This window comes from Seonamhaeicola sp. NFXS20, assembly GCF_049132085.1.
Taxonomy (GTDB): Bacteria; Bacteroidota; Bacteroidia; order Flavobacteriales; family Flavobacteriaceae; genus Seonamhaeicola.
The window spans coordinates 415,514-439,257 of record NZ_JAFMPU010000001.1; the positions used below are offsets into that span (position 1 = coordinate 415,514).

Annotated in this window: 17 protein-coding genes and 1 tRNA gene; 5 read left to right on the forward strand and 13 right to left on the reverse strand. The window is 32.5% G+C overall.

Going from position 1 to position 23,744, the window contains the following annotated elements; all coding sequences use genetic code 11:
• Positions 1 to 7: 7 nt before the first annotated feature.
• From asnS to pyrH, 5 genes are all read right to left on the reverse strand, one after another.
• Positions 8 to 1,441 (reverse strand): asparagine--tRNA ligase, encoded by a 1,434-nt coding sequence (gene asnS / locus J1D01_RS01910; protein ID WP_421149636.1) that lies wholly within the window; start codon positions 1,439 to 1,441, stop codon positions 8 to 10.
• Between the two features lie 115 nt (positions 1,442 to 1,556).
• Positions 1,557 to 3,944 (reverse strand): efflux RND transporter permease subunit, encoded by a 2,388-nt coding sequence (locus J1D01_RS01915; protein WP_421149637.1) that lies wholly within the window; start codon positions 3,942 to 3,944, stop codon positions 1,557 to 1,559.
• Positions 3,945 to 3,991: 47 nt separating this feature from the next.
• Positions 3,992 to 5,263, reverse strand: coding sequence for a DUF5686 family protein (locus J1D01_RS01920; protein ID WP_421149638.1), 1,272 nt, complete (start codon positions 5,261 to 5,263; stop codon positions 3,992 to 3,994).
• 61 nt (positions 5,264 to 5,324) lie between these two features.
• The gene (frr, locus tag J1D01_RS01925) at positions 5,325 to 5,882 is read right to left on the reverse strand and encodes a ribosome recycling factor (protein ID WP_421149639.1); all 558 of its coding nucleotides are present in this window, start codon (positions 5,880 to 5,882) and stop codon (positions 5,325 to 5,327) included.
• Positions 5,883 to 5,931: 49 nt separating this feature from the next.
• Entirely contained in the window at positions 5,932 to 6,639 is a 708-nt protein-coding gene (pyrH, locus tag J1D01_RS01930) for a UMP kinase (protein WP_421149640.1), read from the reverse strand.
• Between the two features lie 124 nt (positions 6,640 to 6,763).
• On the opposite strand from pyrH, the gene J1D01_RS01935 reads away from it, so the two are divergent.
• Positions 6,764 to 8,170, forward strand: coding sequence for a S1 family peptidase (locus tag J1D01_RS01935; protein WP_421149641.1), 1,407 nt, complete (start codon positions 6,764 to 6,766; stop codon positions 8,168 to 8,170).
• A gap of 73 nt (positions 8,171 to 8,243) precedes the next feature.
• Here J1D01_RS01935 and tsf read toward each other — a convergent pair whose 3' ends face one another.
• From tsf to rplM, 4 genes are all read right to left on the reverse strand, one after another.
• A complete protein-coding gene (gene tsf, locus J1D01_RS01940; RefSeq protein WP_372938733.1) occupies positions 8,244 to 9,218 on the reverse strand; it encodes a translation elongation factor Ts in 975 nt (324 codons plus the stop codon).
• An 85-nt stretch (positions 9,219 to 9,303) separates the two neighbouring features.
• Positions 9,304 to 10,077 (reverse strand): 30S ribosomal protein S2, encoded by a 774-nt coding sequence (gene rpsB, locus J1D01_RS01945; protein ID WP_421149642.1) that lies wholly within the window; start codon positions 10,075 to 10,077, stop codon positions 9,304 to 9,306.
• A gap of 218 nt (positions 10,078 to 10,295) precedes the next feature.
• A complete protein-coding gene (gene rpsI / locus J1D01_RS01950) occupies positions 10,296 to 10,682 on the reverse strand; it encodes a 30S ribosomal protein S9 (protein WP_076699223.1) in 387 nt (128 codons plus the stop codon).
• Positions 10,682 to 11,137 carry a 50S ribosomal protein L13 gene (gene rplM / locus J1D01_RS01955; protein ID WP_421149643.1) on the reverse strand — a complete coding sequence of 152 codons (456 nt, stop codon included), beginning with the start codon at positions 11,135 to 11,137 and terminating at the stop codon, positions 10,682 to 10,684. Before rplM ends, rpsI begins: the two co-directional genes overlap by 1 nt.
• Positions 11,138 to 11,351: 214 nt before the next feature.
• Between rplM and J1D01_RS01960 the strand changes: the two genes are divergently transcribed.
• Positions 11,352 to 13,301, forward strand: a complete 1,950-nt coding sequence (locus J1D01_RS01960; protein ID WP_372938175.1) for a YgiQ family radical SAM protein — start codon at positions 11,352 to 11,354, stop codon at positions 13,299 to 13,301.
• A gap of 8 nt (positions 13,302 to 13,309) precedes the next feature.
• On the opposite strand, the gene polA is transcribed toward J1D01_RS01960, so the two are convergent.
• Positions 13,310 to 16,153 (reverse strand): DNA polymerase I, encoded by a 2,844-nt coding sequence (polA, locus tag J1D01_RS01965; protein ID WP_421149644.1) that lies wholly within the window; start codon positions 16,151 to 16,153, stop codon positions 13,310 to 13,312.
• Between the two features lie 167 nt (positions 16,154 to 16,320).
• Between polA and J1D01_RS01970 the strand changes: the two genes are divergently transcribed.
• On the forward strand, positions 16,321 to 17,553 hold the full coding sequence (locus tag J1D01_RS01970; protein WP_372937917.1) for a metallophosphoesterase: 1,233 nt from the start codon (positions 16,321 to 16,323) through the stop codon (positions 17,551 to 17,553).
• A gap of 151 nt (positions 17,554 to 17,704) precedes the next feature.
• Positions 17,705 to 18,001 carry a thioredoxin family protein gene (locus tag J1D01_RS01975; RefSeq protein WP_076699235.1) on the forward strand — a complete coding sequence of 99 codons (297 nt, stop codon included), beginning with the start codon at positions 17,705 to 17,707 and terminating at the stop codon, positions 17,999 to 18,001.
• Here J1D01_RS01975 and J1D01_RS01980 read toward each other — a convergent pair.
• Together J1D01_RS01980 and J1D01_RS01985 are read right to left on the reverse strand one after the other, a co-directional pair.
• Positions 17,998 to 18,651 carry a polysaccharide deacetylase family protein gene (locus tag J1D01_RS01980; RefSeq protein ID WP_421149645.1) on the reverse strand — a complete coding sequence of 218 codons (654 nt, stop codon included), beginning with the start codon at positions 18,649 to 18,651 and terminating at the stop codon, positions 17,998 to 18,000. The two genes, J1D01_RS01975 and J1D01_RS01980, sit on opposite strands and share 4 nt — an antisense overlap.
• 6 nt (positions 18,652 to 18,657) lie before the next feature.
• Positions 18,658 to 21,960, reverse strand: a complete 3,303-nt coding sequence (locus tag J1D01_RS01985) for a protein O-mannosyl-transferase family (RefSeq protein WP_372937919.1) — start codon at positions 21,958 to 21,960, stop codon at positions 18,658 to 18,660.
• A 152-nt stretch (positions 21,961 to 22,112) separates the two neighbouring features.
• Between J1D01_RS01985 and J1D01_RS01990 the strand changes: the two genes are divergently transcribed.
• Positions 22,113 to 22,185: transfer RNA gene (locus tag J1D01_RS01990), tRNA-Gln, on the forward strand.
• 157 nt (positions 22,186 to 22,342) lie between these two features.
• Here the strand turns inward: J1D01_RS01990 and J1D01_RS01995 are convergent.
• The gene (locus J1D01_RS01995) at positions 22,343 to 23,530 is read right to left on the reverse strand and encodes a hypothetical protein (protein ID WP_076699240.1); all 1,188 of its coding nucleotides are present in this window, start codon (positions 23,528 to 23,530) and stop codon (positions 22,343 to 22,345) included.
• Between the last annotated feature and the right edge of the window lie 214 nt (positions 23,531 to 23,744).

Genomic DNA, 23,744 nt, shown 5'->3' on the forward strand with positions numbered 1-23,744 from the left:
AAATATACTAAAATTCTGCATTTTGTGGCGTTCTTGGGTAAGGAATTACGTCTCTAATGTTACTCATGCCTGTTACAAACATAACTAAACGTTCAAAACCTAGACCAAAACCAGAATGTACTGCAGTACCAAATTTACGTAAATCTAAGTACCACCAAAGTTCTTCTTCTGGAATATTAATGGCAGCCATTTTTTCTTTTAATATGTCTAGACGTTCTTCACGTTGCGCGCCACCAACAATTTCACCAATACCAGGAAATAGTATATCCATGGCTCGTACGGTTTTACCATCGTCATTTAAGCGCATATAAAATGCTTTGATATTAGCAGGATAATCAAAAAGAATTACAGGGCATTTAAAGTGTTTTTCAACTAAAAAACGTTCGTGTTCACTTTGCAAATCAGAGCCCCAATCATCAATAATATATTTGAATTTCTTTTTTTTATTAGGTTTGCAATTACGTAATATATCAATGGCTTCGGTATAGCTAACGCGTTTAAAGTGGTTATCTGTAACAAACTTTAGTTTTTCTGTAAGCGTCATGGTGTTTCTTTCGGCTTGCGGTTTTCTTTTATCTTCATCTTGCAAACGCTTGTCTAAAAACTCTAAATCATCACTGTTGTTCTCTAAAATGTATTTTATAACGTATTTAAGAAAATCTTCGGCTAAATCCATATTGCCAGCTAAATCCATAAAGGCTACTTCGGGTTCAATCATCCAAAATTCTGCTAAATGGCGAGATGTATTTGAGTTTTCAGCTCTAAAAGTTGGACCAAAAGTATATACTTTACCCAAAGACATGGCGTAGGTTTCTGCTTCTAATTGACCAGAAACCGTTAAGTTGGTTTCTTTTCCAAAGAAATCTTGCGAATAATCTATTTTACCCTCGTCATTTTTTGGTAAGTTGTTTATATCTAAACTTGTAACTTTAAACATTTCTCCAGCACCTTCGGCATCACTACCTGTAATAATTGGGGAGTGCATATAATAAAACCCTTGCTCATTGAAATATTTATGGATAGCAAATGACAGCGAAGAGCGTAAACGCATTACAGCACTAAATGTATTTGTTCTGGTGCGTAAATGGGCGTTTTCTCTTAAAAATTCAAAGGTGTGCTTTTTGGGTTGAATAGGGTAGGTTTCAGGGTCTGAATCTCCTAATATCTCAAGTGTTTTTACTTGAATTTCAACCTTTTGACCTTTACCTTGGCTCTCAACTAGTTCTCCGGTTACATGTATGGCGGCACCCGTTGTAACGCGTTTTAAAATTGATTCATCAAATTTTTCAAAATCTACAACACATTGAATGTTGTTTAATGTTGAGCCATCATTTAAAGCAATAAATCTGTTAGCTCTAAAAGTTCTAACCCAACCTTTTACTTCTACTTCAGGAAAGACAATATCTTGTGATAATAGTTCTGAAACGGTATATGACTGCATTTATTATCTAAATTTAGAATGTAAATATAAAAAAAGCCTTTCGGCTTCCAAGTTAAAAATGGCCAAAATTAAAATTCTATAACTAAAAATTTAAAAAACATTATTTATTGAAATGCTATTCTGTTTCGTCTTCTTCTGGAATAATATTTATAGCAGGCTCTCTTAGTACTTCTTTATTAGCAATACTACGCTCTAATGAGAGTAATAATGAAGGTAGCAAGAGTAAATTAGATAACATGGCAAATAATAAGGTAGCAGACACAAGAGCCCCTAAAGCCACAGTGCCACCAAAACTAGAGATAGTAAATACTGAAAAGCCAAAAAATAAAACTATAGATGTGTAAAACATACTTACTCCTGTTTCGCGTAAAGCACCATAAACAGAGGTTTTAATTTTCCAGTTATTGGCTTGTAATTCTTGTCTGTATTTTGCTAGAAAGTGAATGGTGTCATCAACCGAAATTCCAAAAGCAATACTAAATACTAAAATGGTAGATGGTTTTATTGGCACTCCTAAATACCCCATTAAACCAGCGGTTACAAGTAATGGTAATAGGTTAGGTATTAATGAGACTACAATCATTCTACCAGATCTAAACATGTAAGCCATAAATATAGAAATTAAAAAGATGGCTAATGATAAAGAAATGGCTAAGTTTTTTACTAAATATTTAGTTCCTTTTTGAAAAACAAGAGCCTTACCAGTCATGGTTACATTATAACGTTCTTTTGGAAAAACTTTGTTAATTTTATTTTGAATATTCTCTTCAATGCGCTCCATTTTATCGGTGCCAATGTCTTTCATAAACGTAGTAATTCTGGCATATTGCCCCGTACTGTCTACAAAATTATTTAGTAGATCTACGTTTGAAGACGAGTTTTTAGCGTATGATAAAATAAAACTGTTTTCTTGTGATGTGGGTAACTGATAGTATTTTGGGTTACCATTATAGTAGGCTTGTTTAGAATATTTAACTAAGCTTACTACAGATATTGGTTTTGAAAGTTCTGGTGTTTCAATAATTAAATCTTCTAACTCATTCATGCGTTTGAGTGTAGATAGTTTCATGACACCTTTTTTACGTTTGGTGTCTATCATAAACTCTAAGGGCATAATGCCATTAAATTCTTCTTCAAAAAACCTAATATCTTTAAAGAATTCTGTTTCCTTGGGCATGTCCTCAACTAAACTACCAGAAATTTTTATTTGATAAATGCCAATAATACTAACTATAAGTAGTGATACGGCGGTGGTATAAATAGCAATACGTTTATGTTTTACCATCCATTCCATCCAATTTACAAAACCACCAATCCAACGTTTATTTAAATGTTCTAAGTGGCGGTCTTTAGGGTGAGGTAAAAATGTGTAAATAATAGGAATTATTAATAAACACAAAATAAAAATAGCCAAAATACTTAATGAGGCTACTACACCAAATTCTTTTAGTAGTTTACTTTCTGTAAGTATAAAGGTTGCAAACCCTGAAGCTGTAGTAACATTGGTCATTAAAGTAGCATTACCAATTTTAGTGATAACACGCTGTAACGATTTTACTTTATTACCATGTAACTTTACTTCATGTTGGTATTTATTAATTAAAAAGATACAATTTGGTATGCCTATAACAATGATTAATGGAGGAATTAAAGCCGTTAAAACTGTTATTTCGTAGTTAAGAAGTCCAATAATTCCCAAAGTCCACATAACACCAATGCAAACTACAATAAGAGAAATAAATGTGGCTCTGAATGACCTGAAAAAGAAAAAGAAAATAATAGATGTAACTAATAATGCAGCAATTACAAAGAGATTAATTTCGTCAATAATATTTTGAGAATTAAGCGTTCTAATGTAAGGCATACCAGAAACCCTAACATCTAGGTTGTTTGCTTCTTCAAAGGTTTTGATTTTGTTAGATAGGATATCTATTACAAAATCTTTTCTAGCAGAAGTGTTTACAATATCTTTTTTAAGATATATAGCGGTTCTAACCGTTTTGGTTTCTTTATTAAATAAGAAATTATCATAAAAGGGATATTTATGAAATAATTCTTCTTGAAGTTTTTCAATTTGCGTTATTGATGAAATAGAATCTTTAATAAAAGGTTCTAAATTAAACTTTTCATTTTTAGTATCCTTAACTAATTTTTGAAGATCTTTAATGGATACAACAGTTTCTACTTCATCATAATTTTTAAATGTTTCAGAAAGCTTATTCCAAGCATTTAGTTTTTTAACTGTAAATAAAGAACTGTCTTTTACTCCAAGAACAATAAGGTTGCCTTCTTCACCAAATGTTTCTAAAAAATTATTGTAGGTAATGTTTACTTCATGATCATCTGGTAATAGGTTGGCCTCTGTGTAGGTAAAACGCATATTATCCCACTGTAGGCTAAAAAAATACGTAGTTATAATAATACCAACAAGAATGATGATTTTATTGCGTAAAATCAATCTTGCGGTAACACCCCAAAAGTCTTTGCTAAACAGTTTAAACATACCTTTTTATAAAGCAGCGCAAAGGTAGAAAAAACGCTTATATAACATCATAAAGTCACGTTAAATGTGAACTTTAAAGCTATATTATCTGTAAATTCAGGCAAATAGTAGGCTCCGTAGCGATAAGTAAAGCTTAAACCAAAACCAAAGAGTAATTTATTTATTTCTAAACCAGATTCTGTATATCCTTTTTTTAAAGATTTAAACGTAATATTTTCATGTTTTTCAGGTTGTTTCATATCTCCAATAGCAAATCTTGAAATAAGTACCAGTTGAGGATTAAACCGTTTTGAAATATGAAAGGGTTTAAAGAAACGTTTTAGTTGAAGGGTTGTAAACTTATCTGAAAAAAATTCATTAAAATACATGGTTTCAAAACTATTTAGTCCAGCAACAGAAAATCGTTGCATTACAGTTTCTTTAGTAATATTGTTAGGATAGGCGTGGTACATGTGTGTTAATGGGGTGTCGCCATTTGCAATTCCAGACACCAGAGTTATTTCAGTGTAATTGTCTTTTTCAACAATAAATTTATGTACTGTTCTAAAATCTATTTTAGAAAAATTAAAGTTGCCTTTAAACACATTTTTAATACTCTTTGAATATTGTAATGTGAATTTAGGAAAGCCAGATTTTGTTTCTTTTGTTTCGTTTTCTGAGGAGGTAAATTCACTAAACGGGCTCCAATGAAAAGCAATTTTAGCCATACTTACATGAAACTTACTAAGGGACACATTATCTGAATTAAACACATAATTATAAGTTGGATGAATTCTGCTTATTGAAAACTCTGTTTTTGTTGATACCGAATTTAAAAGCTGATGATCTACAGAAACAGCTTTGGTAATGTGTTTGTGAAACAGGTCAATATTAAGTAGTCTGGGTTCAAAAAACTGAAAAAACCTGCCGTCTGTTAAAAATTTTGTACTGCCAGTTTCTTGTAAGTCATCGGTATAAGAAAAGTTTAACCACGTATTGGTTTTTTGAGCAATTTTAAGTCCTGCACCTACACCAAACTTAAAACGGTCATCTCTAAACCCGTAAACAGAGTAGCCGTTAACTCTAAACTTTTTAGAAAACGTATCGTTTGTAGTACCACCAATTCCGGTTCTAATACCTTCGTATTGGTTAAATTTAATTAAATACCTTAAATCAAAATTGAAATATTTAGTGGGAAGATACCCGTTACCTAAGTGCTTAACAAAAGCTTTTTTTTTAACAGAATCTTTAGCTACTTCAATAGTGTTTTTTAATGAAGATTGTGCATAAAATACATTAAAACAAAGAATATAAATTAATAAAGAGCATTGTTTTAACATATAGTTTGTAAGTGGGAAGGTTTGTTAAAAAAAAGCGACTTTAAAGTCGCTTTTTCTATATTTAAACAGTCATAATTTCTTTTTCTTTAACACTTAAAATGTCATCTGTTTTTTTAACGTAAGAATCTGTCATTTGTTGTATGTCAATTTCTGCATTAGCTTTAAGGTCTTCAGAAGCATCATCTAATTTCTTAATATCGTGCATGGCATCTCTTCTGGCATTTCTAATACCTATTTTAGCATCTTCAGCTTCAGATTTTGCTTGTTTTGCTAAATCTCTTCTTCGTTCTTCAGTTAAAGGCGGTACATTAATAATGATGCTTTCACCGTTATTCATAGGGTTAAAACCTAAATTGGCAATCATTATAGCACGTTCTATTTCTTGTAGCATGTTTTTTTCCCAAGGCTGAACGGTAATGGTTCTTCCATCTGGTGTGTTTACATTTGCTACTTGGTTTAATGGAGTTTGAGATCCGTAATAATCTACCATAACACTTCCAAGCATTGCAGGAGATGCTTTTCCTGCTCTAATATTTGTTAGTTGTTTTTCTAAATGAGCTATGGCATTATCCATAGATTCTTTAGCAGTGTCTAATATAAATTGTATGTCTTCGTTCATTATGATATAATTTTTGTTTGACAGTAACTATTCAAAAATTACGCCAATTTTATACGTTAACTACGGTGCCAATTTTTTCTCCAGACACCACTTTGAGTAAATTTCCTTTCTTATTCATGTCAAAAACAATAATAGGTAATTCATTTTCCTGACTAAGCGTAAAGGCTGTTGTATCCATAACCTTCAGGCCTTTGCTTAAAACTTCATCAAAAGAGATGTTGTTAAATTTAATGGCAGTATCATCTTTTTCTGGGTCTGCGTTATAAATGCCGTCTACACGTGTACCTTTTAATATTACATCTGCTTCAATTTCAATAGCTCTTAAAACAGCAGCCGAATCTGTTGTGAAATATGGGTTTCCTGTACCACCACCAAAAATAACTACGCGCCCTTTTTCTAGGTGTCTCATGGCTCTTCTTCTAATAAAAGGTTCTGCTACTTCATTTATTTTTATGGCAGTTTGTAGTCTGGTAGGTATTCCGGCATCTTCTAAAGCACCTTGTAAAGCTAATCCGTTAATTACAGTTGCTAGCATTCCCATGTGGTCTCCTTGTACTCTATCCATACCTTTACTGGCACCGGCAACACCTCTAAAAATGTTACCGCCACCTATTACAATGGCAACTTCTACACCTTTATCGGTAATGGTTTTTATGTCTTGCGCATATTCGGCTAAACGCTCAGGGTCTATACCATACTGGCGATTTCCCATTAAAGCTTCACCTGATAGTTTTAGAAGTATTCTTTTATATTTCATAATCTTTTTTGAGGTTTAGCAAATATACAAATAGATTTAACACTTAGATATTGAAAAATTATTTTAAGTAATTTTAATTTGTGCATTACGTAGAATTATTATTTTTACAATTAAATAATTAATTATGAGTAGATTATGTAAATCATTTTTATTGTTTGTATTGATGCTTGTTTTTGGGTCTTGTGAAAAGCAAAAATTAGATACCAAATTAATAGCTAATAAATACCAAAAAGGAGTTGTTAAGGTTTTAATTTTTGATCCAGAATTAGAAAAGAAAAAAGAAGGTTCGGGATATTTAAGTAGAGGTTCTGGTTTTTTTGTCACAGATGATGGGTACTTATTTACAAACAAACACGTAGTAGAATATTGTGTTAAGGGTTATATAGATTATAATTTTTATGATCAAAATAAAAAGATAAAACCAACCATTTCTGTATATTCTGAAGATATAGTTAAAGACAAAAATCTTGTAAAAGTTTATAATACAGGGCATCCTATTCCTGTAATTCAAGTATTTAATAGCCATAATGAAGAAGACTATAAACTTTATAAAGCTGAAGTAGTAGCTATTGGTTCTGGTAATTATGATGGGGCATTGTTAAAAATTGTTAGTGATTTTGAAGGTAATCCAGTAAGAGAATCATTTACGACCATACCTATTGGTAACTCTGATGATGTTGCTCAAGGAGAACAACTGTGTGTTTTTGGCTATCCGCAACAGGTAAGAGGTTCTTCAAATTTAACACTTAAAGATATGAGTACTTTAAGTATAGGTATAATGAGCGGACTAGATTTTAATTTTAATTCAGATTATGGCTATTTAAAAACCGATGCTGAAATACATGGAGGTAATAGTGGTGGCCCTGTTTTTAGTGAAAAAAATAAAGTTATTGGCATTGCAACCGCAAAAGGGAATATTACAGGAATTGGTTTAGTGAGTGGTATAAATGGTATGTATTACATATCTGCTATTGATAGTAAAGCACACAAACAAATAATGGATAATGGTTTGACTATGCCAGAACGTTTAGCCTCTATTAACACCATGACAGGTGAAAAGCAATCAATTAAAACAGCTAAGGAAATAAATGCCATTATTGAAGCCAGAAAACCAAAGAAAAAACCATCATTATTTTCTAGCTATACTAGTAATAAAACAGGTCTTTACACAAAATCACAAGTTTATTTTTCTAATGTATCAGTAAAACAAAATGACAATAAAATACCAGGAAAATCAAAACAGTATACAAGGTTTTCTATGGATAAAAATAAGGGTGGAAGAATATGGGTGTATGTAGATAATTATCCTAATAAATTGAATACTGAACAATTAAGGGTTTACCTATATAAATATTCAAATTTTTCTAAAAAATATACTAAAGTTAAAGATTTAGTTTATAACGTTAATAAAAGTTATGATTACACTTTTTTTTCTTATGATTTTTATGAGGTTGGTAAATATAAATTCTATGTGTATTCTAAAGAAAGTAAGTTTATAAACTCTGGTGAGCTTGAGTTATATTTTGAATAATATAAAAGATATAGATTTAAAAAAAAGCGGAATCAAATTTGATTCCGCTTTTTTTATATAAAAAGATAAATTACTATCCTAAAGTAACACGTTTAAAACCTGTAATTTCAACTTCACCATATGAAGAAACATATTTTTCAACCGTAACTTTTTCATCTTTAATAAAGTTTTGGTTTAATAAACATTGTTCTTGGTCTAAAGTTGTATTGTCAGAAATAAAACGCTGCATTTTACCAGGTAAAATTCTATCCCAAATTTGTTCTGGTTTACCTTCAGCTTTTAATTCTGCTTTGGCATCTTCTTCAGCTTGAGCTAAAACTTCAGGAGTTAATTGAGACATAGAAATGTATTTTGGAACATTTTTAAGTGTTTTTCCTAAACGCTCTAATTCTTCGTTGTCTTTTTCAATAACTGCAATTCTTGCTTCAGTTTCAGATGCAACATATGCAGGGTCAAAATCTTTGTATGATAATGTTGTAGCTCCCATTGATGCAATTTGCATTGCAACATCTTTAGCTAAAGTTTCAATGTTATCTACAACACTAGAAAAACCAACAATAGCAGCAATTTTGTTAATATGAACGTAAGAACCAACATAAGCTGCTTCTATTTTTTCAAAAGCTTTAATATCTAATTTCTCACCAATTACACCAGTTTGTTCAACTAATTTTTCGGCAACAGAAATACCTCCAAAATCAGCAGCTAAAAATTCTTCTTTAGTAGCACAGTTTAAAGCAATTTCTCCTAATTGGTTTGCTAGGGCTAAAAAGTTTTCGTTTTTACCAACAAAATCGGTTTCACAACCTAATACAATAGCAACACCAGCTGTGTTATCTGCATTTACTTTTGCAACAGCTGCACCTTCACTAGATTCACGATCTGCTCTTTTTGCAGCAACTTTTTGTCCTTTTTTACGTAAAACTTCAATAGCTTTATCAAAATCTCCTTCGGCTTCAACTAAAGCTTTTTTGCAGTCCATCATTCCTGCACCAGTAGCTTGTCTTAATTTATTTACTTCAGCCGCTGTAATTTTTACTGTAGTACTCATAGTTATTATTATTTAAAAAAGTCGCTTAATCAATTTTCTGCAAAGAAAAGAATTAAACGACTTATTTGTGTTGTGTTAATGTTATTTATTCTTCTTCTTCAGCAACTACTTCTTTAGCTGGGGCAGCTTCTGCTTTAGGAGCCGCTTTTTCTGCAGCAGCAGCTTCTTTTTCTGCTTTACGTTCTGCTAAACCACCTGCAATTGCATTTGTTACGTATGATAATATTTTATCAATTGATTTAGAAGCATCATCATTTGCAGGAATTACATAATCAACTTGACGTGGGTCTGAGTTGGTATCTACCATTGCAAATATTGGAATGTTTAATTTTTGAGCTTCTTTAATAGCAATGTGTTCACGTTTAATATCAACAACAAATAATGCTCCTGGTAAACGTGTCATATCACTAATAGAACCTAAGTTTTTCTCTAATTTAGCTCTTAAACGGTCTACTTGTAAACGTTCTTTTTTAGAAAGTGTGTTAAAAGTTCCGTCTTTCTTCATTCTATCAATTGAAGCCATTTTTTTAACAGCTTTTCTAATAGTAACAAAGTTAGTTAACATACCTCCTGGCCATCTTTCAGTAATGTAAGGCATGTTAATAGAGCCTGCTTTTTCAGCAACAATATCCTTAGCTTGTTTTTTTGTAGCTACGAATAAAATTTTTCTACCAGAGGCTGCAATTTTTGCTAATGCTGCTCCAGCTTCATCAATTTTAGCTGCTGTTTTGTAAAGGTTAATAATATGGATGCCGTTACGCTCCATATAAACGTAAGGAGCCATATTTGGATCCCATTTACGTGTAAGGTGCCCGAAATGTACACCTGCTTCAAGTAATTCTTTTACTTCTACTGCCATTTTGTAATAGTTTACGTTCTGTTGAATTAGCAATGATTAAGTGGTCATTTTTAAATCGCCTTAATCATTTAGATGCTAAACTAATTCCTGTCTGTTAAGACTAGGACAACAATAACTGGTTTTGTTTTATTCTGAAACTTTTTCAGAAACTTTTTAATTAAAATTGAACCCGTTTCAGATTTATAATACATAAATTCTGAAACAAGTTCAAGGTGGTATTAACGTTTAGAGAACTGGAATTTCTTACGCGCTTTCTTCTGACCGAATTTTTTACGCTCTACCATTCTTGGGTCTCTAGTTAATAAACCTTCTGGTTTTAAAATTGCTCTGTTCTCAGCATCCACTTCACATAAAGCACGAGATATTGCTAAACGTACAGCTTCGGCTTGACCTGTAATGCCACCTCCATATACATTTACTGTAATATCAAAGTTGCCATCATTGTTAGTCAAAGCTAAAGGTTGATTTACTTTATACTGTAATGTTGCAGTAGTAAAGTAATCTGCTAAGTCTTTTTTGTTTACCGTTATGTTTCCTTTTCCTGGGGCAACATAAACACGAGCAACAGCCGTCTTTCTACGGCCAATTTTGTGAATTACATCCATTATTTGAATTCGTTTAAGTTAATTGCTTTAGGTTTTTGAGCTTCATGTGCATGCTCTGAACCTACAACAACTGTAAGGTTACGGAATAAAGTTGCTCCTAATTTGTTTTTAGGCAACATTCCTTTTACTGATTTTTCTACTATTCTTGCAGGATTTTTTCCAAACAATTCAGTAGCAGTTAAACTTCTTTGACCACCTGGGTAACCTGTGTGACGGATATATGATTTATCTGTCCATTTGTTTCCAGATAAGTTGATTTTTTCTGCATTAATAACAATTACGTTATCTCCGCAATCAACATGTGGCGTGAAGTTTGGCTTGTGTTTACCTCTTAAAAATTTTGCAACTTTAGAAGCTAAACGACCAAGCGTCTGACCTTCAGCATCAACTAAAACCCACTGTTTGTTTGCAGTAGCTTTGTTGGCTGAAATAGTTTTGTAGCTTAATGTGTCCAAACTAATTTTTTTTATTTATTAAACATTCCTCTCTCAAAAAGAGTTTGCAAATTTACGATTAAATATTTGATTACCAAATAGTGTAGGGGCTTATTTTTGAACTTATTTACTCTTTCTCTTTTGCTTGATTTTAAAGGGATAAAAGGGGGATTATCAAAATCATCAACTTTAACTTAATTAATAAGCATTTTAATTTGCCTATTTTTGTACTGCTATGCAAGAGTTAAAACTTTCAAATTGGTTGCCTACCACAAACAAAGAGGTGAAAATTCGCGGATGGGATGAACTTGACGTTATCCTGTTTAGCGGAGATGCGTATGTAGATCATCCTACTTTTGGACCAGCCGTAATTGGACGCTTATTAGAAAGCTTAGGGTTACGAGTGGCTATTGTGCCTCAACCTAATGTAAATGATAATCTTCAGGATTTTGTGAAACTTGGTGCTCCTAAATTGTTTTTTGGAGTTACTGGTGGTTGTATGGACCCTATGATTAGCAATTACAATGCAAATAAAAGGCGAAGAAAAAAAGATGCTTATACACCAAATGGCGATATTGGGTTTAGACCAGATTATGCTACAACGGTATATTCAAATATATTAAAAGAAAAATGGCCAGATGTGCCTGTTTTAATTGGAGGTATTGAAGCGTCTTTAAGGCGTGTTACACATTATGATTATTGGAGTGATAAACTCATGCCTACTATTTTAGAAAGTTCCAAGGCTGATATGTTGGTGTATGGTATGGGTGAGCAGCCCTTGCGAGAAGTGGTTAGGTTATTGCAAAAAGGTGTGCCATTTAGTAGCATAAATACGGTGAAACAAACAGCCATTTTAGTTGATGAAAATGCTAAAATACCAAAGAATAGTAATTGGGAGGATGTTGAAATTGCTTCACATGAAACATGTTTAAAAGACAAAAAAGCTTACGCATCTAACTTTAAAATTATTGAGCAAGAGTCTAATAAACTTTATGCACGACGCATTTTTCAGAAAGTAGGAAATAAAACGTTGATGATTAATCCGCCTTATCCAACCATGACTGAAGAGGAAATTGATGCATCTTTTGATTTGCCTTACACCAGATTACCACACCCGAAATATAATAAACGAGGTCCTATACCTGCATTTGAAATGATAAAGTTTTCAATTAACGTGCATCGTGGTTGTTTTGGTGGTTGTAGTTTTTGCACTATTTCTGCACATCAAGGAAAATTTATTGCATCACGTAGTCAGGAATCGGTGTTGAAAGAAGTTGATCAGGTGGCAAATATGCCCGATTTTAAAGGTTATTTATCTGATATTGGTGGACCTAGCGCTAATATGTATAAAATGAAAGGGAAAATACAATCTATTTGCGATAAATGCGTAGCTCCAAGTTGTATTTCACCAGTAATATGTAGCAATTTAGATACCTCACATAAACCGTTAACCGAATTATATCAAGCGGTTGATAGTCATCCTAAAGTAAAAAAGTCTTTTATTGGTTCTGGTATTCGTCACGATATGTTAGTGCCAGAATTCAATAAAAATGCAGACCCAAAAGAGCTAGATGATTATACCGAAGAAGTAATGACCAAACACGTTTCGGGAAGACTTAAAGTTGCACCAGAACACACCAGCGACCCTGTGTTAAAGTTAATGCGAAAGCCATCGTTTAGCTACTTTCATAAGTTTAAAGAGCGGTTTGATAAAATAAATGTAAAGCATAAATTAAAGCTACAGTTAATTCCGTATTTCATATCTAATCACCCTGCTTGTGAAGCCGAAGATATGGCAAATTTAGCGGCCGAAACTAAAGATATGGGTTTTCAGTTAGAGCAGGTGCAAGGGTTTACACCAACACCTATGACGGTGGCAACGGTAATTTATTATAGCGGCTATCATCCGTATACACTTAAAAAGGTAAAAACGCCAAAAACACAAAAAGAAAAAGATGAGCAGCATAGGTTTTTCTTTTGGTACAAAGATGAAAACAAAGCATGGATAAAAAACACTTTGAATAAACTTGGGCGCCAAGATTTACTAGATGTATTACTTCCTAAAAAAGACGAAAAATGGCGCAAAAATAAACCCGGAAAACCAAAACATACTTTTGATGATGCGGTGCCTTTTAATCAGCGTAAGCAGAAGGCTAAATTTAAGTCTAAAAAGAAGCGTAGATAAATTATTTGTTAATGCGCCTCTAGCCAATTGTTGCCAGTGTCTATATCAACATCTAAAGGCACTTCTAGTTTATAGGCATTTTCCATTTCGGTTTTTACTAAGGTTTTAATGCCTTCTAGCTCAGGTTTGTAAACATCAAATACCAATTCATCATGTACTTGTAAGAGCATTTTGGTTTTAAAATTACCTTCATTTAATTTTTTATGAATATTAATCATAGCTATTTTAATGATGTCTGCAGCACTACCTTGTATAGGTGCGTTTACGGCATTACGTTCTGCAGCTCCACGTACTACGGCATTTCTAGAATTAATATCTTTTAAATAACGGCGCCTTCCTAAAACGGTTTGCACATAACCATTATCTCTTGCAAAAGCTATTTGGTTGCTTACAAAACTTCTAAGCTTTGGGTAGGTTTCGTAGTAGGTGTCTATAAGTTCTTTAGATTCACTTCGGGTCAAATTGGTTTGATTGCTTAACCCAAAGGCAGAAACTCCATAAATTATTCCAAAGTTTACGGTTTTGGCATTACTACGTTGCTCTCGAGTTACTTCGTTTAACGGCACATTAAATACTTTTGAAGCGGTAGAGGCATGAATATCTTCACCATTCTTAAAGGCTTCAATCATATTTTCTTCTTTACTTAAAGCAGCAATTACGCGCAATTCTATTTGAGAATAATCGGCAGCTAAAAGTGTGTACTCTTCGCTTCGCGGAATAAAGGCTTTTCTAACTTGTCTTCCTCTTTCGGTTCTAATAGGAATATTTTGAAGGTTGGGGTTATTACTACTTAAACGCCCGGTGGCAGCTACAGTTTGCATATAATCAGTATGTACTCTACCTGTGCTTTCTTCTACCTGATTTGGTAACGCATCAATATAGGTGCTTTTTAATTTTGAAAGCCCTCTAAATTCTAAAATATTCTTAATGATGTCGTGGTCTTTTGCTAAATAACTCAATACATCTTCAGAGGTTGAATATTGTCCTGTTTTAGTTTTTTTAGGCTTATCTACCAGTTTTAATTTTTCAAAAAGAATGACCCCCATTTGTTTTGGCGAAGCAATATTAAATTCTTCTCCTGCAGCGTCGTAAATTTTTTGTTCTAAAGATTTTATGTCGCTATCTAAGGCTTCAGAAAGTGAATTTAAAAAGTCTTTATCAAGATTTATACCTTCTAATTCCATATGGGCTAAAACCCGTAGTAAAGGAATTTCAATCTCATCAAACAGTTTTTGTGTATTGGCTTCACCTAATTCATTTTGAAAATGTTCTTTTAGTTGCAAGGTAATATCGGCATCTTCAACGGCGTATTCGGTTTGTTTTTCCAAAGGAACTTCGCGCATAGATAATTGGTTCTTTCCCTTTTTGCCAATAAGCGATACAATAGAAATGGGGGTGTAGTTTAAATAGGTTTCGGCTAGTACATCCATATTGTGGCGCATATCTGGATTGATGAGGTAATGCGCCAACATGGTATCAAATAATTTTCCTTTTACATCTACCTTGTATTTTGCAAGAACTTTTATGTCGTATTTTAAATTCTGTCCAATTTTTTCTATAGATTCATTTTCAAAAAACGGACGTAGTTCTTCAATTAATTCTTGTGCTTCTGTTTTGTTCTCTGGAAATGGTAAATAGAATCCTTTACCAACTTCCCATGAAAAAGCAATACCAACTAATTCTGCGGTAATAGGGTTTATACCCGTAGTTTCAGTGTCAAAACAAACACTTTTTTGCTGTAAAAGCTTTTCAAGAAATAACTTTTTAGCTAGTGGAGTGTTAATGTATTGATAAAAATGAGAAGTGGTTTCGGCCGTATGTCTTGTATGTGTTTGGGTAGTTTCGGTAGTGTCTGCATCGTCATTTCCGAATAATGAAAATTGACCTGCGCCTGCCGAGGGTTTTGGTTTAGCAGGTGTTTTTGAGTCTGTTGAGGTAGTTTCAGCTTCTGAATTTTGAGACGCTTCACCATCAGCAAAAGTTTTTATGAAATTTTCGGTAAGTCGCCTAAACTCTAATTCTTGAAAAATAGATTTTACTTTTTCTACATCGGGATGGTCTAGTTCAAAATCCTTCGCATCAAAAGTTACAGGTACATCTAGCATAATGGTTGCTAGTTTTTTTGAAAGCAAACCTAACTCGCCATTGGCTTCAACTTTCTCCTTCATTTTGCCTTTTAGCTGGTCGGTATTGGCCAACAAACCTTCCATAGAACCAAACTGATTGATGAATTTTTTTGCGGTTTTTTCACCAACACCAGGAAGTCCGGGAATGTTATCACTAGAGTCTCCCATCATACCTAAAAAGTCAATAACCTGTAATGGGTCTTCAACTTCAAATTTTTTCTGAACTTCAGGAATGCCCCAAGTTTCGTAACCACCGCCAAATACGGGGCGATACATAAATATGTTTTCTGAAACTAATTGCGCAAAGTCTTTATCGGGCGTTACCATAAAGGTTTTGTAGCCTTCTTTTTCGGCCTGTTTAGAAAGGGTTCCAATAACATCATCGGCTTCATAACCTTCCTTAACCATAATAGGAATATGCATGGCCTTTAAAATATCCTGAATATAGGGAATAGCTATTTTAATGGCTTCGGGCGTTTCATCTCTATTGGCTTTATAGGCTTCAAACATTTCAACTCTATCGGCGCTCCCTCCTTTATCAAAACAAACCGCTAAATGGTCTGGACGTTCACGTTTTATAACATCTAGCAACGAATTCATGAAACCCATAATAGCTGAGGTGTCTACGCCTTTAGAGTTTATTCTTGGGTTTTTAATAAAAGCATAATAACCACGAAAAATTAAAGCGTAAGCATCTACTAAGAAAAGACGTTTTTGTTCAGACATTTTTTAAAATTTGATAAGAAATCAAATCTACAAAAAGTTAAGCGGAAACAGAACTGTAACATAGTTACATTTTTTTCGTCTAAATATAAATCTTAACTATTAGTTAAATAAAGTTAGGTTTTTAAGTTATAATTTGTATTACTACTATCTTTGAATAAAAAATAAACATGCTTCGCTGGATAATTTTTATACTACTTTTTGGAATTATTGATGTTTACGCATACCAAGCATTTAGAACAATTTCTAAAAATCAATGGTTACATGTTTTGTATTGGGCGTTATCAATACTAGTGCTAGGTAATTTTGTGTTGAGGTTATTTAATTTAAACAGAAGCGATTTTGGAACACCTCATGCTTATGCGTTTGGTTTTGTAGTGGCTTTAATGGTGCCTAAAATTATTCTTTTAATGAGCATGTTTGCTGAAGATATTTTTAGAGTACCACATGCTATTTACAGATATTTTACCGAAGGAGAAGCTGCTAAAGGAAATTATATGCCTTCTAGACGTGCTTTTATTTCTAAAATTGCTTTAGGGTTGGCAGCAGTTCCGTTTGCATCTATTCTTTATGGAATATATAAAGGAAAATACAATTTCAAGGTGTTAAAATACACGCTGCATTTTGAAGATTTACCTACGGCTTTTGATGGTTACAAAATTACCCAAATAAGTGATGTTCATTCTGGAAGTTTTGACAATATGGATAAGGTGAAATATGGAGTTGATTTAATAAATGAACAACAAAGCGATTTAATATTATTTACAGGAGATATGGTAAATAATAAAGCTGAAGAAATGAAACCTTATGTAGAAGTATTTAATAAACTTAATGCTAAAGATGGCCTGTATTCAGTGTTAGGAAATCATGATTATGGCGATTACGTAAAATGGGAATCAAAAGAAGCAAAGCGTAAAAATTTAGAAGATTTAAAAGCAATTCAAAAAGAAGTTGGGTTCGATTTATTGTTAAATGAACATAGATTTATTGAGAAGAATGGAGAACGTATAGCTTTGGTTGGTGTTGAAAATTGGGGTGCTGGTGGATTTAAAAAAGCAGGCGATTTAAAACAAGCTTCTGCAGCCGTTGATAAAGATGATTTTAAAATATTAATGAGTCATGACCCATCACATTGGGAAAAAGAAGTTATTTATGATGACTATCATTACCACTTAACATTAAGTGGCCATACCCACGGTATGCAGTTTGGTATTGAAATACCTGGTTGGTTTAAATGGAGTCCAGTAAAATGGCGTTATAAATATTGGGCCGGTATTTATGAAGAGCTTGGGCAGTTTATTAATGTTAACCGTGGATTTGGTTATTTAGCTTTTCCAGGACGTGTTGGTATTTGGCCAGAAATAACAGTAATAGAACTTAAAAAAGGTACAAAAACAGCATAAGCAGTTTAAAATTGTGTTGTTTCCGTGTTTTTTTAATAAATTAGTCATGAAGATAACCACTATTTTGTAGTTGATTTTTAAGTAATTAACTAAATAAGAAAAAAATATGTAGGTTTGTAATACAGCATGATGCCAATTAATACTAAATAGTATGTCGAAATTTGGGGAACTTATAGATGTAGAAATTCCAGTTTTATTAGAATTTTATACCAGTTGGAATGATCAATCTGCTGATATGCATCTTGTTTTAAGAGATGTAGCTGCTGCACTTGGAGATAAAGCTAAAGTGATTAAAATTGATGTTGATAAAAATGAAGAATTAGCCGAAGCTTTAAGAGTAAAAACACTTCCTACATTAATTATTTATAAAGATGGCGAAATGAAATGGCGACAAAGTGGCGATTTAGATGCTACCACTTTAATAAATATTATTCAGGAATATGTTTAAGATATAGCCTTAAACGTATAATTTAGTTTGCTAAAAAAATCTAAAACTTTTGGGAGCGCATACATCATATTTTTTGATGCTTTTACACTGTCGTGAAATACAACAATACTTCCAGATTTTGCTTTAGAAATTACGTTGTTAAAGCAAATTTCTTCACTAACGTTTTTATCCCAATCAAAAGATAAAACATCCCACATAACAACTTTATAACCTAACGCTGTTAGTTGTTTTCCTTGTTTTAGTTTAATTTTTCCGTAAGGAGGTCTAAAAAGCTGTATTGCTGTAGGTTTAGTGTTTTTAGCTTGGAATTTAGAAAGTTGTTTTTTACAATCTTCAATGTTTTTTATATACGCCTCAGTTTTTGTGTTCCAACCTTTAATATGGTTTTGAGTGTGGTTCCCAACACTATGCCCTTGGTTTATTATGTTTTTAAAAATGCTAGGGTGGTTTTCTATGTTTTTTCCTATACAGAAAAAAGTGGCTTTAGCGTTATATTCACTTAATGTTTTTAATACCCAATTGGTTATTTCTGGGGTTGGGCCATCATCAAAAGTTAAGTATATTGTTTTATTTGATGAAGGGATGTCCCAAATGTAATTTGGGAACATCCTTTTTGCTATAACTGGTGTTTTTATTGGGGTTAAGGACATGCCTTATTAATTGCTTTCTGTAATACTATCGGGTGTGGTGGGTATGTCTTTATCTATAGGTTGTTCTTCAGGTTCATCATCACCATAAAATAATTTAAACATTCTTAAATAATCATTGAAAATATCGCCTTCGGTTTCAGCAAATTCAACATCATATTTAATTAAAACATCAATTAGTGCTTTGTAGCGCTCAATATCTGTAAAAATATCTTCAAACAGTTGTTTTTGGCTTTCTGGTTTTAAACTGCTGTAGTATTTTAAATTTTCTTGATATTTCTGTGCTACATCTTTGTACAGTTGTTGGGCTTTTTCTTTGTTTCCAACTTCGTAATAAGCGCTAATGTAAGGTTCTAAAAGAGTATAGTACCCATAGTAATCAACGGGCATATTGGTCATGGCAATATCTGCTATTTCCTCTGCCTTGTCTAATTTGTTTTCGTTTATTAATTGTTCAATTAATCTGGCTAAATTACCTCTGTAAGTAATTGAGTTTTTTCTAGTTTCAGGATCGTGGTATATGTCTGCACCACTATTACCCCAATACCAATTTTTAACTTGTTCATACATAATATCGGTATCAACTCTACCCATATCAAAAGGATTTGCTTTATTAACAGGTGTTTTAATGGGCACTAGTTTGTAGCACATGCCGTCAAGTTGTAGGTAGTCTTTCATCCATAAGTAATCATCATCGCCAAAGCTACCGCCTGTAAAATAAATAGGGCGTTTCCATTCATTATTAGCAACAATATCTAACATTAATAAACGATTTTTAAATAGCGCTCCTTCTTTTACATGTATATCAATGTATGGTACAATTTTATCGGCATCTTCTTCTTTTACAATACCATATTTTAATGCATTCTCTTTGTTTACAGGAAGCCTTAAATACTCTGTTGGTAAATATCTTGCATTAAGTTCTCTTGAAGGATATGCATTAACATCGGCATCTGTAAATTGTTGTAAATAGAATTTAAACCTAGTTTTAGGGTTATCGCTTGTAATAAAGTTTAAAGCTTCTTTAATTTCAATTGTGTCTTTTGCAATAGGTGCTATTCTTACATAATCATTAGTACCATATTTATAATCATCATGGGTTAATTGTGATGGTATAGGGTCACTTTCATAAGCTTTACGTTTCATTTGGTCTATGTACCAATCAGTTTGAAATAAACTGGTGTTTACAATACGTACATCGGTCCTATAACCTTCAATTTCTTGAGCATACCAAAGCGCAAAGGTGTCATTATCGCCAATGGTAAAAAGTATGGCATTTTCTGCACAAGAGTCTAAGTATTTTCTAGCCATAGCTTGCGCTGTGTATTTTCCAGAGCGGTCATGGTCATCCCAATTATTGGCTGCTAAAATGCCTGGAACTAATATTAAGCAAACAATAGTAATAACTGGTGCCGCTAGCTTTTTGGGGACATATTTTTTTAGTGCGTCATAAATGGCATAAACCCCAAAACCAATCCATAGTGCAAAAACGTAGAAAGAACCTACTACCGAATAGTCACGCTCTCTAGGTTCAAAAGGGCGTACGTTTGTGTATACTTGAATGGCAAGTCCTGTAAATAGGAAAAATACTAACATAACCCAAAACAGTTTCTTGTCTTTATTAAATAAAAAGAAGAAACCAATTAGTCCTAAGATAAGTGGTAACAAATAATAGGTGTTTCTAGCTTTGTTGTTTTTAACATCGCTGGGTAAGTTGTCTTGTGAATATCCTAAATGGGCTTCATCAAGAGGTTTAATACCGCTAATCCAATTACCATGATTGTCATATCTTCCTTGAATATCATCTTGTCTACCTGCAAAATTCCACATAAAATAACGCCAATACATGTAGCCCAATTGGTATTCAAACATATAAGCAAGATTGGCACCTAAAGAAGGTTTTTCTATATCAAAATAAGAAGGACCATATTGGTTTAAAAATCTGTGGTAGTCTTCATAATCTACATTTCCTTCGTAGACATCTTTTTTAAAGTTATTAACCAAAGAACGCAACTCATTTTGCATTTGATATTCTGGTTTTAGCTTAAAATCTAAAAAACCACTAAACATCATGTAATTTTCGGCATGTTCACCACTCCACATACGTGGTAAAATAGAAGCGTGTTTAGAGTTGTAGTTTTGTCTTGCGTTTTTATAATCGTTTACAATAATATATTTGCCTTTGTCTTCATCTTTTTCATATTTAGGCTTGTCATCTTTATATGGATTGTTTTCATCTAAAGCAGCATATTGATCTGTAAACTGAGGCCCATAAAATAAATGTGTTTCTGGGTATTGTTCTAAATTATAATACGCTAAAAGTTCTCTAGCACTAGAAGGGTTATTTTCATTAATAACTACATTGGCATTAGCTCTAATGGGTAGCATTAGCCAAGTGGAAAACCCTATAATAATGAATGTTAAACACAAGATACCGGTGTTTAAATGCGTGTAGTTTTTCTTTCGGGTATATTTAAGTGCATAAAAGATAATGGCCACTAGCATAATTCCGGCAATAATAGAGCCCGAGTTAAAAGGTAATCCAATAGAATTCACAAAAAATATTTCTGATGCACTAAATATTTTAAGAATGTTAGGAGCTAATAGTTTAAATACAAATAATAAAACAGCTACCGAAACAATATTAGCAATGATAAAGTTTTTAACAGTAATGGTTTTATAGTTTTTAAAGTAGTAAATAAGCCCAATAGCAGGTATAGTTAAAAGTCCCATAAAGTGCACACCAAAAGAGAGTCCAATAATAAAGGCAATTAAAATAAGCCAACGGTTGCCACGTGGTTTATCCATGTCTTGCTCCCAACGTAATCCTAACCAAAATAGAATAGACATAATTAACGTTGCCATGGCATAAACCTCTGTTTCAACAGCGTTAAACCAAAATGAATCTGTAAAGGTAAATGCTAAACTACCAACTAAACCACTACCAAGAATGGCTAGTGCTTTTGGTTGATTATCTTTACTACTACCAACAATTTTTTTAAGTAATAGGGTGATCGTCCAGAACATAAAAAGAATAGTGAATGCACTGGCTACAGCACTCATCATGTTCATCATCCAACCAATAAGCTCATTGTTGCCAAAAGTAAACATTGAGAAAAATGCACCAAGCATTTGGAATAATGGTGCTCCAGGTGGATGCCCAACTTGTAATTTAGAAGAGGTTAATATATATTCTCCTGCATCCCAAAAACTAACTGTGGGCTCAACGGTTAAGCTATACGTTATAAGTGCAACTAAAAAAGAGAACCACCCTAACAGCGTATTCCATTTTTTAAAGTTATTATTAGACATAAAATTGATTGTTTATTTGCTGTGGCGAATTTAGTAATAAATACGTTATGTCAAGATTTTTTAAGTAAACGTTAAGGATTTAGAATTATTTTTTTCAAAAAATGTTTGTGCAGAAAAAACTTTGTATTAAATTTGCACCCTCAATTACACAATGGCCTATGGTGTAACTGGCAACACGTCTGGTTTTGGTCCAGAAGAGTCTAGGTTCGAGCCCTAGTAGGCCAACAAGTAATTTATAAGTCCTTGCAGTAAAATGTAAGGACTTTTTTTATGGGTTTATATTTTGGTAAGAAGTGGAACCGCCTTTAAAAAAGGTTTCTAATTATAATTTTAGGATACATTATGGGCTTGTGTAACGGTTACCGTTGTTGTACGCAGTGTTTTAATCATTTAAATGTTTATCTCTACTCTCTAATAATTTCTCAAATGTCGGATACTTTTTTATTTTCTTGGTATTCAGTTCTTTCACAAAATTTTCTTTAAAATCTTCATCTTCGAGTTTTTCTAAAAATGTGTTATTCTCAAAATATTCAGATTGTATTTTTAATCTTCTAAACATTTCTTCCTCAAAATCTTTTGAAATCATACCATTGAAATTGTCTATTAATTTGTGCTTCTCTATTGGTTTATAAAAAACAAAACCATCAAACACATCATTATATTTAACTTCTTCCATTCCATTCCACATATCAAAGTCATCATTTCCGAAAATAGAATTATTAAAATCAAATCCAATATCATCTATTTTCTGCTTTTTGAATGATGCATCCCATTTTCCATTTTGGATGAGTTCATATTCCCATTTTTGCTCTTTTCTTGAAAAAATGGGACAGTTTATTAGAATACTTACTACTCGATTACCGAAATAATCTGAAAGGAATTTACCAGAGTTTTGTTGCAGTTCTCCATTACTTCTAATTGTGTGAATTTTAAATGCGTGTCGGTAGTTTAATATAACTAGTGCTTTCTTTTTTGCTTTAGGTTCTATACTTTCAAATTGATTGATAATGTTGTAAGCAATTATGCTATCTCTTGGTTCAATTTCAAAATCTTGCTCTCTTTCGTAATCCTCAACATTATGTACTTTATTCCAGTCAAATTCTGAATCGGAAGGGTAAAGTGAAATTTGATTTTCGGATGTGTTATTAACATCGTAGATAGTTTTTAAAAGATAATTGAAATTATATCTTTCCCAAATGAACCAAAAGCTTGCATTCTGTTGAAATTTAGTTATTTTTCTCTCTATGGAAATACTATCTAAATCTTTTGATTTTAAAAACTCTGTAATTTCTGGTTGAAGATTTATAATTCCATTTTCAATAAAGATATTTTTTACGTTTTTTTTAAAATATTCATCAGTCAAAACATCTTTTATTAATTCGTATTGAGAAAATTCGCTGTGATTTCTTTCACACAAAATTACAATGTCATGTTTTTTAAACTGCTGTAAGATGTAATCTTTTGCAGATTTCTTTTCTATTTTTTTTAAATAATCAACGTAAGGTTTTATTTCAGAGTTTTCAGAACAACTAAAAATTGTTAACAGAAATATCAGTAAAATATTTTTCATAGTTCTCAATTCAGGGTTCTGTTTCCGACATTGCGTACAACGTGTTTCTTTAGTTTGTATTAAATAACCTTAGATAGAAAATCCGCGAGGACTTTCGTAAATTGGCTAAAACCAAGCAATTAATTATACACGGTGTGCCTGTTGCACAAGATAAGAAAAAAGCTATAATGCAATTGTGTAAAAAAGTCAAATTTCTTATCTTATATATGCAGGG